Origin of the sequence: Paludisphaera rhizosphaerae, from assembly GCF_011065895.1 — a bacterium.
GTDB classification, from domain to species: Bacteria; Planctomycetota; Planctomycetia; order Isosphaerales; family Isosphaeraceae; genus Paludisphaera; species Paludisphaera rhizosphaerae.
Genome location: NZ_JAALCR010000027.1, coordinates 25,834 through 38,341, shown reverse-complemented (window position 1 = coordinate 38,341; position 12,508 = coordinate 25,834). Strand labels below are relative to the sequence as shown.

Below are 12,508 nucleotides of genomic sequence, written 5' to 3'. Positions count from 1 at the left end.
GACTCTCACCGGGAGGACGTCCGTGGCCGACCCGAAGAAGCGAACGAGCCCTCGAAAGGCGCCTCAGGAGCAGCCGCCTCAATCGGCGCCGACCCTGATCGGCTCCGCACCGCCTCTGGCCGACGTGGACGCGCCCCGGACGGCCGACGACCGTCGCGAGATGATCGCGCTGCTGGATCGAATCGTCGGGGCTGGGCCGCTGACTCCGGAACTCCAGCGGCAAGCCCTGGAAATGTTCGCGACCCTGATGGCGCAGGAGCCCGCCGCCGTGCCGGGGGCCGTAACGGCCCTGCTTCCCATGGCCGCCGAGTTGGCCCCGATGTTCGCGGCGGCGCCTCCTCCTCTGCCGGCGTCGACGGCATCTGCGGAGCGTCGGCTGGTGTACGTGCACGGCATCTGCCGCCACGATCCAGGATATTCCGACGATTGGTGGGGCTCGCTCCATCCTTACGTCCCGACCGTATTCGGGGCGGGCGACCTGGGCGCGACGCGCCTGGAAGTCGTCTGGAGCGACGTCGTGAACAAGGCCGCGACCTCGCTCCGGGGTGCTGAGGCCGGGCGGTTCGCCGCACCGGCCGCAGCGGCGTCGCGAGCCCTCGAACGGGACCGGGAGCGGGCCTCCGAGGAAATCAAGGAGACGCTCCGCGACCGAACCGACCAGCAGGCGATTCAGGCGGCCCCTCGTGTGCGGGCCTTCGCCTCGCAGGCGCCCGCAGCGGCGACTCTGCTTTCGATCCCGGGTGCCTCCTGCGTCGACGATTTCTCGATCTACCTCGTCGACGAGGCCGTCCGCGGCCGGATCGTCGACCGATTCCTCGAGGTCGTCCGCCCTGAGTTGAAAGCGGGTCGAGCCCTTGACGTGATCGCCCACAGTTGGGGGAGCGTCGTCGCCTATGAGGGCCTCCGCCAGCTTGAGGACGAGGGCCTTCGCACGCCCCTGGTGCGCGACTTCTTCACCGTCGGCGCCGCCCTTTCCATCGGCGCGGTGAAGCTCCGCCTCCGCCCCGCCAACCGCGACGGCCGTAAGCCGGCGAACGTCCGCCGCTGGGCCAACCTCGACGCCCGCGGCGACGTGGTCGGCGGTCCGCTCCAGGGACGGCCTTACGCCGTCGACTTCGACTTCGTCGACCTCGACCCCGTCGGGTGTCGCTCGTTCCTCGGCCTGGTCAACCCCGAGTGCGCGCACGGCTCCTACTTCATGGCCGCCAACGCCTTGGTGAATCGAGATATTTTCGCCCGATTTCTCAACTCGGTCTGACTCGCGAGGAGCGCGCCATGCGGATCGCGACGTTTCTTCTGCTCTCGGCGTGGGCCATCGGCGCGAGGGGCGAGGAGGGCCGCTTCTCGAAGGGCCTTCCAGATAAGCCCGACTACTTCCCGATCGCCGTCTGGCTTCAGGACGTCAAGAACGCGCCGAAGTATCGAGACGTCGGGATCAACGTGTACGTCGGCCTCTGGCGGGGACCGACCGAAGCCCAACTCGACGCGCTCGATGCGGCGGGCGTCCGACTGGTCGCCGGCCAAAGCCGGGCTGCACTGGCGTTCAAGGATCGCCCCACGATCGTCGGCTGGATGCACGACGACGAGCCGGACAACGCCCAGGCCCTCAAGGGCGGCAAGGGTTACGGGCCGCCGATCACGCCCGACGCGATCGTGGCGCGCTATCGCGAGATGCGTGAGGCCGATCCCGATCGGCCGGTCCTGTTGAACCTCGGTCAGGGCGTCGCCTGGGACGGCTGGTTCGGACGTGGGACGCGGACGAACCACCCGGAGGACTACCCCAGGTACATTCAGGGTTGCGACATCGCCTCGTTCGACATTTACCCAGCCTGCCATAGCAGCGAAGCCGTCGCCGGCAACCTCTGGTACGTGCCGCACGGCGTCGAGAGGCTCCGGTCGTGGGCTGGCCCGGAAAGGCCGGTGTGGTGCTGCATCGAGACGACGGGCATCGACAACGAGACCCGTCGGGCGACGCCCGCCCAGATCCATTCCGAGGTCTGGATGGCCTTGATCCGAGGGGCGAAGGGGCTCGTCTACTTCGCCCACCAGTTCAAGCCGCGTTTCGTCGAGGCGGGCCTGCTCGCGGATGAGGCCGTTGCGCGCGAAATCGCCGCCACGAATCGCCGCATCCACGAACTTGCGCCCGTGCTGAACAGCCCCGACGCTCCGGACGCCGCGGAGGTCGTCTCCGAGAACCCGTCGATCCCCGTCGCTTCCCTTGTGAAGCGGTATGACGGGGACGTCTACATCTTCGTCGCATCGCTTCGCAAGGGTGAGGCGAGCGTCCGGATGCGCCTGTCGACGGGGAGCGATGCGAGTGTAGCAGTGCTCGACGAAGGCCGAGAGCTCCCGGCTTCGGCCGGAGCCTGGACGGATCGCTTCGCCGACTATCAGGTTCACCTGTACCGCGTTCGACCTCGCGGTCGATGAACGACCTTCACCGCGTGGCCTTGGCTGTCGGCGGGGCCTCGGCCGAGCCCTTCGCCCGCGCCGGCTTGCCGGCCATGAAGTGGTTGCAGCCGCTCAACCCCGACACACGGAGGTTGTACGGCTGCAACTCCTCGTCGATGCAGAGCCCCAGGGTCAGGTTCTCCACGTGCGCCTCGGGCTCAAGCTGCCACCACTTGCAGGCCTTGCAGAGGCCCCATTCGGACTCGTGATCGTGAGCGCCGTCGTGATTTTTCGAGGCCACCATGATTGCCGTCTCCGCTCGCCTGGATAGGGAACTCGATCGACCTGCACGGAGGTGGATCGTTCGGTTCCTGTACCAATGCAAGCGACGGGCCGAACGGAGGGGAGTTCAGCCCGACTGGGATGGCGAGAGGGCGAGTTGGATTGGGCGTCTGCGTTAGATCAACTCGGAGATCGGTTCGCCGTGGGGCAGTAGGGCGATGGGCCGGCCGGAGACGTCCGGGTAGGTCAGCCTGTGGTCGATGCCCAGGTACTTGTACCAGGTGGCGAGAAGGTCGTTGGGGGTGAAGCGACGGTCCTTGGGTTCCTCGCCCTTGGCGGTTGTCGAGCCGATCACCTGGCCCATCGGCATGCCGCCGCCGGACATCAGGACGGACATCGCCTTGCCCCAGTGCTCGCGGCCCGGCTGCCCTTGATGATTGGAGAGCTTGGGAGTGCGTCCCATCTCGCCCATCACGACGATCAGGGTCTCCTGCTCCATGCCTCGGGCGTGGACGTCTTCGATGAGCGCGGAGACGGCCTGGTCCAGCACGGGCAGGCGGATGTCCATCTGCTCGAAGATGTTCCAGACGCTGGCGTGGTCGTCCCAGGAGAAGGCCTTCTGACCGGGGACGCACGGGAAGTCGATCGTGACCAGCCGGACGCCGGCCTCAACCAGCCTCCTCGCCAGCAGGCAGCGCTGGCCGACGACGTTGCGCCCGTAGTGGTCGCGCAGGGCGTCGGGCTCGCGCGAGAGGTCGAAGGCGTCACGCGCCGTGGAATTCGTCAGGACGTCGAGAGCCCGACGCTGGAAGTCGTCGAACGAGCGGGTGGCCGTGGGCTCGATGGCCCTCCTGGCGGCGTCGAAACCGGCCAGCAGCCGCGAACGCCCAGCGATCCGCTCGCGGCGAGCCTCGTCGAGGATCAACTCCGGGACCTTGAACTCGGGCTTGTTGGGGTCGGCGGCCACCTTGAACGGCCCGTAGGATCGTCCCAGCCCGCCGCCGCCCTCATAGGGGAGGCTGGGCATCGCGACCCATTTCGGCAGCCCCGAGGGCTCGGGGAGAAACTTGTTGGCGGCGTTGAAGACGTAGGGATACTTGGGCGTGAACGGGGCCGTCTCCACAACGTCGCCGACGTAGCCGGTCAGGACGGTGTGCGTGCTGTTGGCGTGGCCGGGGCTGTCGTGGGTGATCGACCGGATGATCGCGCACTTATCGGCGATCGAGGCGATCCTCGGCAGCTTCTCGCTGATCTCGATGCCGGGGACGCTCGTCGGGATCGGGCGGAAGAGGCCGCGATAGGCTTCCGGGGCGTCGGGCTTGAGATCGAAGGTCTCCATGTGGCTGGGGCCGCCCCACAGCCAGACGACGATCATCGCCGGGCCTTTCGCCCCAGCCGTCGACGCCCCCGCCGCTTGCAGCCGCAGCAGGTCGGAAATCCCCAGCGCTGAGAACCCCGTGAGCGAGGCTCTCAGGAACGCTCGTCGAGGCATGGTCCCGATGCAAGGAGGTTCCGGTGCCATCACGCATCCCTCGTCAAGGTCGGCCAAGTCGTCTCGCCGCGTATTCTAATGTGGTCAGCAATTGTTGTACAACGAGAAGCGCGGAGACTTATCGGTCCACCCGCATTGCGGCAGGGAAGCCGGGATGCTGCCTTTGACAATTCGCCGCCCGCTCGGGTGTCCTCATTTCCAAGCCACCGGACCAAGGTTTGACAGACCTTAGACGATAAGAGGCTTTGACAGAAAGGAGGCGTCTCTCGGTTGACGTAAGCCTCTGATCTGGTTAGGTGTTGAGAGCATTGGAGAGGTGGCCGAGAGGCCGAAGGTGCGGCACTGGAAATGCATGGGTTGATCCAATCTGCATATTTTGATCGACCATAAAGCCTTCGGAAGCCGCGATTTACGCCGAATCAAAAAAATCCCGCCCGCGCCGATTCCTTAGCCGAGCCGCCCGATCTTAGCCAGGAATCTTAGCCAAGCCGTTGATGCGAACTCCCTCCGTTCGTATCATCCCCTATACGGCATTCCTGGCTAAACGGAGGGCGACATGCCGAGCCGATATCGCATGACCTGGTACCCGTCCGCGCGCCGCTGGCGCAAGTGCGTGAAGGGTAAGTGGTACTCTGTCTCCTGCAAGCAGCTCGGCGTCCCGGAGACCAAGGAAGCCTCCTGGAAGGCCGCCAACGAGTGGTGGGAACGGGAGCAGGCGCTCGTCGACGCCCCCTCCGAGGACGACCGCGTCGCCCAGGCGGTGCGGGTGAAGAACCTGGTCGACGACTTCGCCAAGCTGGACGACCAGGCCCGCAGGGAGGCCGTCGAGGCGCTGCTGGGCGTCGGCTCCTACGACGGGCTGAAGGCCAAGGCCGGCGGCATGCTCGCCGGAATGGACGACGCGGCCCCGGAACGGACGATCGGCGTCCAGGTCGAGAACTGGAAGAATCTGCTCCGCGATTCGTGCCACGCCGGGCAGCTCTCCGAGGGGCGGTTCGACGCGTACTGTCGCAATATCGGCACCTTCGTCGCGTGGATCGGCCCGCAGACGTCCGTCGACGCCGTCGACGAAGACAAGCTGGAGGCGTTCTTCAGCCACCTCACCGAGAAGATCAGGGCGGCCGCCTACTCCCCCGCCTACGCCCACACCCTCCTGATGACCGCCCGCCAGTTCATCACCCGGCTGGCGGCTCGGAAGCTCATCCCGCTGCCCGGGAACATCCGCGACAGGCGGTTCAAGTTCAATCATTCGGTCGCGGCCGAGATCGAGGTCTTCGCCGTCGAGGAGGTCCGGGCGCTGCTGGCCGCCGCCCCCGAACGCATGCGGCTCTGCCTGCTGCTCATGGTTCAGTGCGGCATGTACCAGAACGACGTGGCCGAACTCAAGCAAAGCGAGGTGGACTGGAAAGCGGGCGTGATCACCCGCGCCCGCAGCAAGACCCGCGAACGCAAGGGGCCGGTGGTCGCTTACAAGCTCTGGCCCGAGACGTTCGATCTGCTGAAGCGGCACCGCGGCGAGGGCGACCTGGCGTTGACCACGGAGCGCGGGAAGCCGATGGTCAAATACTGGATGGAGGGCGGCAAGATGCGTCGCTACGACGCGATCCAGTCGGGTTGGAACCGCCTCGCCGAGGTCATGGGAGGGAAGATCCGGCTGAGCATGAAGCACTTGCGGAAGACCGGATCGACGCTGCTCGGGGAACATCCGCAATACAAGTTCTACACCACCTACTTCCTCGCCGACTCGCCCAAAGGTATGTCCGAGAAGCACTATACGCGGCCTTCAGACGCCGAGTTTTTCGAGGCGCTGGACTGGCTGCGCGAGCGTGTCCTCGGGGCGGAAAAGGGCGAGGCGCCGCCGCAGCTCGTCCTCGACGATGAGGCATAGGACGAGCCGGGCGATGTCGGCGGCGGCGAGTGCGAGATAGGGCGCGAGCTCCTCGGGCGACGTCACCGACCTCTCCGGTGAACCCTGGACGCGACGAAGTTCGTTTTGGATCACGTCGTTCATTTGGGAACGTCTTTCGACCCATTCAGATCGGCGGATGAATGTTGGGAGTCGCTCGTCCGCCTGCCGTCTCCGGCGACTTCGCTTGCTATTCGCAATCGCGCCGAAGACTCGAGGTCGTTACGGCTCCTTGATCTCCTGGAAGCCGGCTCCGTGGTGGCACGGTGTGACCAAACGTTACACGGGGGGCTCGCGGCGCAGAGAGTGCAGTTTCCAAAAGCCAGGGGCCTCCCATCTGTGGACCTTAGCGGGCGCCTCCGACGCAGACAGGCCGCCCTGATAGGTAGCCTCTCGCGCCACGGCCGACCTGGTCACGGCGCTCGTCGTTCGTTCGCCGAATCTCTGGGAGATCGACAAGCTTTCGACGTGGGCAGACGCTCTCGCCTTGCTTTCAAGAGGCGGCGTCGAACCTCACTCGGCCGAGAAGGCGGAAGCTTGCGGCTGGAGGGGTGACGCATACGCGGTCGGCCGAGGGGCGACAACAAACGGCGAGTGCAGGAGATTCGGACGATCCTAGCGGAGTCGCCGACTCGACTGTCTTATTGAATCGAGCATCGGGCCTTTGAGAAACGCTGCCGACCGACCTTAGCAGGACGCAAGCGGGTGGGAGATCATCGATCGCTCGCGGTCAAGACGGAACCCACCGCGTCAGCCTTTTCACCGGTTCCCTCGAACGGCCTCCGCAGCCATCAGGCCCTCATGACGATCCGATGGGTGCCGGGCCGAGGCGACGACGAGACGAACTCTCCTGCCTACCAAGCCCAGAATGAATAACGGTATTCAACCGTCTCGACGGAGTCGCCCAGCGGGCGGCTGCCTTGGCCCCGTGAGATACGTCGGGAGCTATAGGGGCGGTCTCCTGATGATAGAGAAGCCCGCCTGGCCCTCGGGCGGGCTGATGATGATCGGTAGAGAAGCCCGCCTGGCCCTCGGGCGGGCTGATGATGATTGGGGATTAACCGTCGGCGGCCCCGGCCTTGAGGCTGGCTACGGTGCGATTGATGTCTGCGGCCAGGGTCTGTTGAGCGCCCTTGACGAGAATGCCTTTCCGAATAATACGGCCGTCCGGCGAAGTCACGATGAGTCGTCGGAACCGAGGATCGCCCTTGGGGTCGGGGCCGTGGGTGAACGACCAGCCCCCATGGTTGTTCCGTGCGCGCTCGAGAACCTCGGCGAGGTTTTGGCGAGGTGCGATCTGTTTCGGATGGCGACTTTTTTCTTCAGGTTGATCAAGCTCCTTTAAGGCCTGATTGATCTCGCCCACCAAGCGACGGGGATAGCCGTTGGGTTGAAGCAGCCGACGGGTCGACCTACCGCCCGGGGAGGTCACGACGACCCATTCCTGCGCGTCAGAGGCACCAACCTCCGTCGAGGTCGAGAAGGTCCAACCAGGGTTTTCGGTCCGAGAACGCCGTCGAGGTTGCGGGGAGACTGATACTGGGCCTCCTCGGCACCTTCTTGGACCTCTTGAGAGGCGAGATTGGTCGGGGGCTTCGCCGTCGTCGCGGCGATGTTCTGGGCGATTTCCTGGGCAACCAGAGTCGTCGCCTGGACGGCCTTGGTCGCTCGGATCTTGGCCAGCTCTTCACGGGCTCGGAGGACGGCGTTGCTTTGGGGAGACTGCGGGGCCTGCACGCTCTCCGCCTCGGTGGCGGAGACGGCCGGAGCCTCGGCCGCGGAGAGGATCGGACAGCCTTTGGGATCGACGGAGCCTTCTTTGGACCAGAGGATCCAGCGGTTCGGGTGGCAGTTGCCCTTGCGAATGAGTTTTATGACGCTACCCGCCCGCGTCGCTGTCGCTGTCGCTGTCGCTGTCGCTGTCGCTGTCGCTGTCGCTGTCGCTGTCGCTGTCGCTGTCGCTGTCGCTGTCGCTGTCGCTGTTGCTGTCGCTGTCGCCGTCGCCGTCGCCGTCGCCGCCGCCGCCGTCCACCGGAGCCCGTGACGGGCCCACACCTCGCCCCGACGCTCCGCCGCCACGCGGTCCCAGTACCGGAACCCCGCCTCGCCCTCCAAGGGAACCCAGAGCACCGCCCGGCCGTCGCCTCCGCTCGATTCCACGAGCACGCCCCGGTCCAGATCCAGGGCCTCCAGGTCGAGGTTCTCCATCGCGGACGCCTCCGGATCGCGGGCCGATGGTGATGACGCGTCGATCCAAGTTCCGAGCGCGGCGACCTCCCGGCAAGACCCGGCCGTCGAGACCGCATCCTTTCAGGCGGCTCGCCTGCAAAATTCCCCTGCCCTCCGTTTGTTTGAACTGGTTCGTCGATGAACGAGAGCCGGGCGAACGAGGCGATCTCATCTCAGAGAGATCTCGGAAGCCGATCGCCGACGGCCTCGGCGCGAGCGCAACATAAAGGCCGGTTATCCGACGGTCGGCGAGGCCTTCAAGAGGCGTGGCCTTCAGTGCCGGCTAGTTTTCACATTGGCGATCATAACACCCAAGATCGGACGGTCGGACGGGTTGGCTCTCAGGGTTGAAAAGGGGCTGGCTTGAGCCCTTGGGCCTGGGTTAAATAATGGCGCTCAGTTTTGACTAATTGAACATAAAATGATTATAAAGGATGTGCGGTGTGCCCAGGGCTTTATTAGCTGGTGATCCAGAGCTGCCTTTATCGGAAGCACGATTCGCCGACGTCCGATGGGGCTCCTGGACTCACAACGCTTCCCGCAGCATTCCGCCGACGACGAATTCGGCCGCCTTCTCCAGATGGGCGGGTTCGACCTGCTCGCAGTCCTTAAGGTCCGCCACGGTCCGGGCGACCTTGCAGAGCCGGTCCATCGAGCGCGTCGAGAGGACGTTGCGGTCCACGATCGAACGCAGCGACGCCCTCGCATCCTCGCCGAAGTTGCAATACTCGAGGACGCGGCCGCCCGGCATTGCGGCGTTGTGCGGGATCGGCAGGCCGGCGAACCGTTTGCGTTGACGTTCCCTGGCCCGCTCGACGAGCGCACGCAGCCGCGGCGATTCCTCCTTCGTCTCGGCGAATCGCTCGTCGGTCGAGAGGCGGCTGAGCTCGACCTGGAGGTCGATGCGATCCAGGATCGGTCCGCTGAGCTTGCGTTGATACTTCCGAACGTCCACGTTCTTGCAGCGGCACAGGTCCGTGCCGTAATACCCGCAAGGGCAGGGGTTCATGGCCGCCACCAACGTGAACCGGGCCGGGTACGACAGCGTCGCCCCGACCCGGGAGATCTGGATCTCGCCGCTCTCCATGGGCTGGCGAAGCGCCTCGAGCGTCGACGTGGAGAACTCGGCGATCTCGTCCAGGAACAAGACCCCGAGATGGCTGAGCGTGATCTCGCCGGGCCGCGGTATCCGGGAACCGCCCCCGACGACGGATTGGCGGGACGCCGTGTGATGGATCGTCCGCATGGGTCGACGCGTCACGGCGACACCGTCTTTTTCGAGCGCCCCATAGGCGGAATAGATCCTCGTGAGCTGGACCTTCTCTTCGTCGCTGAGGCGTGGCAGGATGCCCGGCAGGGCGCTGGCCATCAGCGATTTGCCTTCGCCCGGGGGGCCGATCAGCAGGAGGTTGTGCCCTCCGGCGGCCGCGATGCAGGCCGCCTCCTTGGATTTCGCCTGACCCCGGATCAAGCCGAAATCCGGGGCTCGCTCGATGAACGAGTCGAACGAGATCCCCGCCTTGAGGGCGTTATCCAGCTTCCGCTCGCCTCGGAAATACGCGACGACGTCCTCCAGGAGCGCGACCGGGTAGATCCCGCAGCCTTCGTGGCCCGGCTTGGCGAGGATGAGGGCGCATTCCTTCTCGTTGCCGGCCGGGACGATCAGCTTCTGTCCGGGCCGGGCGCAGTAGGCGATCGAGAGGGCCCGGGGACGCGGCGAATCTCGCCGTGGATGCCGAGCTCGCCGAGCAGGACGAAGTCCCCCTCGCGATGCTCGGGCAGGTCAGGCAGCATGCCCGCGGCCTGGAGCATGATGACGGCCAGCGGCAGGTCGAGCCACGAGCCGTCCTTCTCCAGGGTGGCCGGCGTCAGGTTGATGAGGATCTCGACGTCGGGATCGGGGATGCGGCATTTGCGGAAGGCGCCCGCGATCCGATCGAGCGCCTCGCGGACGGTGCCGGACGCCATGCCGGTGATCCCCGTGGCCAATCGCCAAGGGGTCGGGGCGTTCAAGACCGACATCGCCCTCGCCTGGATTTCCACGACGTATCCGTCGAGCCCGAAGAGGATGCCGCCGTTGAGGGAGTGGTCGCGCTCGAGCAGGTGCGAAAGGCGGCGGACTCGCGCTTGTTTGGTCTCGGCGGGCATCCCGGTGTGCTCTCCATTTTCCGCCGACTCGAGGATCGCGACGTGGGGTCTCGCCGCAGTCGGCTCGGACGTCGTCCCGATCGGCCGGGTGCTATGTACCACCGACACAAATGTAGCACGAACGCACGCGTGGCGACATGATTTCCGCCGGCGTCGGCGGTCGAACGCCAAGCGCAACGTCGCGGCGACGGGCGTGACCCGTCGTCGACAAGAATTACGCCCGTGATTCAGACGCGTGGACTACCGGCGTTTGAAGAGACGGCCATTGCCGTCGTAGGGCGTCGATGACGGGGGCGAAGACCGCCTTGGCGTCTATGCAATCCTCGGGAGCGTCGACGTGGCCGTTGAGTTGGTCGCTGGCTGGAGCCGACTGAAGGCGTCGCAGGCGGCGGAGGCGGTGGTCCGGTCGGCGTAGTGGTCAGGACCACATGGCCGTTGCCATCGCAGCAGTTGGCAAAAAAATCCTAGATTTCCTAATTGCCCGGCGTATTTAAGAGTGGCCCCTTTTCATCCCCCCTTTTCATCCCCCCCTAATTGCCCGGCGTATTTAAGAGTGGCCCCTTTTCATCCCCCTCGCCGCCGGAGCGTCCGGTCGGCCGCGATGGGGGACGGCCGCCGATCGCGCACCGCAAGGTATTGCGGGTGATCTGGTTCCTCTTGGCGACTAACTGGCGCTGGGAGGACGTGCCGGCCGCGATGGCCTGCTCGGGGGGTTGAAGCGGGCCGGCAAACTTGACGCCGACACGGTCGTGGTCGACAGCGTGAGGATCCGGACCGCCGGGGCGAACGCCTTGGACCATCGCCACATCATCCCCCTGGTCCTCGACTATCCCAAGGTCGGCGGCAAGCCGGGCCGGCCGAAGGAGCTGCCCGACGACCTGTTGGCCAACCGGGGCTACGACTCGAAGGGGCCCGGGACCTGCTGCAGTGGATGGGGATCGAGCCCCTATGGCTTGGAGGACGCCGCACGGCAGCGGCTTGGGCGTGGTCCGCTGGATCGTCGAGCGGCCCATCAGCTCGCTCAAGGGCCTGCAACGCATGCGGGCCCGCTCCGACCGCCTGCTGGTCGTTCAGGAGGTCTGGGCCTCGCACTCCGCATGCGTGATGTCTAACGCTGGTCGATCTGCGCGTCAAGTTGCGTGCTCAGCTTAGGCTGCCCCGGCACACCGGCGATAACGACCTTCCCCTTCGAAAACGGGCGAATCGGCGTCGATCCCAACTCGATCACATACTTTCCCCACGGGATCGCTCTCCGCCGACGACCTTCCTTCAGATCCCAGATCATCAGGGTACTGGCGTCCTCGGCCACCAAGACCATCCAGAGCTGACCTCGGACGTCGATCGCACTTGCCGCGACGCGGGTCTTGGGAGGTACGACGAGTGGAGGAGCCACGCGAGCGACGTTCCGCCCCGTGATCATGACGTCTGAGATCACAGCGAACCACGGCCCGCCTTCGCGAACTGGGACCTTTCCGATCTCGAGATGACACTCGATAGGTGCAGTATAGACATTATTCTTCTCGAATAAGCTGAGCGGCAGCTCGCATAGTTCATTGATCTTGATTGCCTGTAGGATTTCAAGCCCCACGACGTCGAAATCGACTCGGCAGATCGCAGGGCGTCCCGGCTCGGCGACTTCAAGGTGATAGGTTCCGGGCCGTTGAATTCTGAAGAACCGGGCGAGGTCATAGCGAAGTGTTACGCTATCTCCGGGTTTGATGGGGTAAAGCTCGGACAATTTATGGGGAATAGGCGGACCGTCGATGATCCAATTGGGGTCCCGGTCCAAGTTCTGTGCGTCCGATCGGCGACCGTCCGGGGCTGTCAACCGATATTCGAGGGGCGACGGCAACCCGAGGTGATCCAGCTTCAGATAATTCATCTCTCTCAGAACATTGACGAGCTCGAGGTTGACGAAAGTCGGCGAGCCCAGTGGGTAAACCGGCTCGTCGAGGTGGACTCGGACGTCGAAGAATCGCGGCCCCTCGACCGGATCTTGGACACTCCAGGCCTGGGTGGAACAAGCGAGAGCGAATGCGATCGTTGCCAACACGCGAGAT

At 65.3% G+C, this 12,508-nt stretch carries 10 protein-coding genes; 3 read left to right on the top strand and 7 right to left on the bottom strand.

From position 1 onward, the window contains the following. Positions 1–22 precede the first annotated feature (22 nt). Together G5C50_RS25890 and G5C50_RS25885 are read left to right on the top strand one after the other, a co-directional pair. Positions 23–1,258 carry a hypothetical protein gene (locus G5C50_RS25890; RefSeq protein ID WP_240907366.1) on the top strand — a complete coding sequence of 412 codons (1,236 nt, stop codon included), beginning with the start codon at positions 23–25 and terminating at the stop codon, positions 1,256–1,258. A gap of 17 nt (positions 1,259–1,275) precedes the next feature. Beyond that, positions 1,276–2,430, top strand: a complete 1,155-nt coding sequence (locus G5C50_RS25885; RefSeq protein ID WP_165073875.1) for a hypothetical protein — start codon at positions 1,276–1,278, stop codon at positions 2,428–2,430. A gap of 7 nt (positions 2,431–2,437) precedes the next feature. On the opposite strand, the gene G5C50_RS25880 is transcribed toward G5C50_RS25885, so the two are convergent. Both G5C50_RS25880 and G5C50_RS25875 read right to left on the bottom strand, forming a co-directional pair. Next, the gene (locus tag G5C50_RS25880) at positions 2,438–2,695 is read right to left on the bottom strand and encodes a hypothetical protein (RefSeq protein WP_165073874.1); all 258 of its coding nucleotides are present in this window, start codon (positions 2,693–2,695) and stop codon (positions 2,438–2,440) included. 153 nt (positions 2,696–2,848) lie between these two features. Further along, complete coding sequence (locus G5C50_RS25875; RefSeq protein WP_165073873.1) at positions 2,849–4,195, bottom strand: DUF1501 domain-containing protein; 1,347 nt, start codon at positions 4,193–4,195, stop codon at positions 2,849–2,851. Positions 4,196–4,721: 526 nt separating this feature from the next. On the opposite strand from G5C50_RS25875, the gene G5C50_RS25870 reads away from it, so the two are divergent. Beyond that, complete coding sequence (locus G5C50_RS25870) at positions 4,722–6,053, top strand: tyrosine-type recombinase/integrase (RefSeq protein ID WP_165073872.1); 1,332 nt, start codon at positions 4,722–4,724, stop codon at positions 6,051–6,053. A gap of 1,075 nt (positions 6,054–7,128) precedes the next feature. Here the strand turns inward: G5C50_RS25870 and G5C50_RS25865 are convergent. From G5C50_RS25865 to G5C50_RS25840, 5 genes are all read right to left on the bottom strand, one after another. Continuing rightward, positions 7,129–7,503: a hypothetical protein gene (locus G5C50_RS25865; protein ID WP_165073871.1), complete on the bottom strand. Its 375-nt coding sequence runs from the start codon at positions 7,501–7,503 to the stop codon at positions 7,129–7,131. Beyond that, positions 7,500–8,279 carry a hypothetical protein gene (locus tag G5C50_RS25860; RefSeq protein WP_165073859.1) on the bottom strand — a complete coding sequence of 260 codons (780 nt, stop codon included), beginning with the start codon at positions 8,277–8,279 and terminating at the stop codon, positions 7,500–7,502. The genes G5C50_RS25865 and G5C50_RS25860 overlap by 4 nt, the downstream gene beginning before the upstream one ends. A 547-nt stretch (positions 8,280–8,826) precedes the next feature. Beyond that, positions 8,827–9,795: a YifB family Mg chelatase-like AAA ATPase gene (locus G5C50_RS25855; protein ID WP_315852336.1), complete on the bottom strand. Its 969-nt coding sequence runs from the start codon at positions 9,793–9,795 to the stop codon at positions 8,827–8,829. Positions 9,796–9,962: 167 nt separating this feature from the next. Next, on the bottom strand, positions 9,963–10,448 hold the full coding sequence (locus G5C50_RS25850; RefSeq protein WP_165073869.1) for a magnesium chelatase domain-containing protein: 486 nt from the start codon (positions 10,446–10,448) through the stop codon (positions 9,963–9,965). A gap of 1,108 nt (positions 10,449–11,556) precedes the next feature. Next, the gene (locus G5C50_RS25840) at positions 11,557–12,501 is read right to left on the bottom strand and encodes a hypothetical protein (protein WP_165073868.1); all 945 of its coding nucleotides are present in this window, start codon (positions 12,499–12,501) and stop codon (positions 11,557–11,559) included. Positions 12,502–12,508: the final 7 nt, after the last annotated feature.

Bases quoted from the DNA above. Each gene is read 5' to 3' on its own strand.
- G5C50_RS25875 (WP_165073873.1), bottom strand. From the start codon at position 4,195: ATGGCACCGGAACCTCCTTGCATCGGGACCATGCCTCGACGAGCGTTC.
- G5C50_RS25850 (WP_165073869.1), bottom strand. From the start codon at position 10,448: ATGCCCGCCGAGACCAAACAAGCGCGAGTCCGCCGCCTTTCGCACCTG.
- G5C50_RS25870 (WP_165073872.1), top strand. From the start codon at position 4,722: ATGCCGAGCCGATATCGCATGACCTGGTACCCGTCCGCGCGCCGCTGG.
- G5C50_RS25860 (WP_165073859.1), bottom strand. From the start codon at position 8,279: ATGGAGAACCTCGACCTGGAGGCCCTGGATCTGGACCGGGGCGTGCTC.
- G5C50_RS25880 (WP_165073874.1), bottom strand. From the start codon at position 2,695: ATGGTGGCCTCGAAAAATCACGACGGCGCTCACGATCACGAGTCCGAA.
- G5C50_RS25885 (WP_165073875.1), top strand. From the start codon at position 1,276: ATGCGGATCGCGACGTTTCTTCTGCTCTCGGCGTGGGCCATCGGCGCG.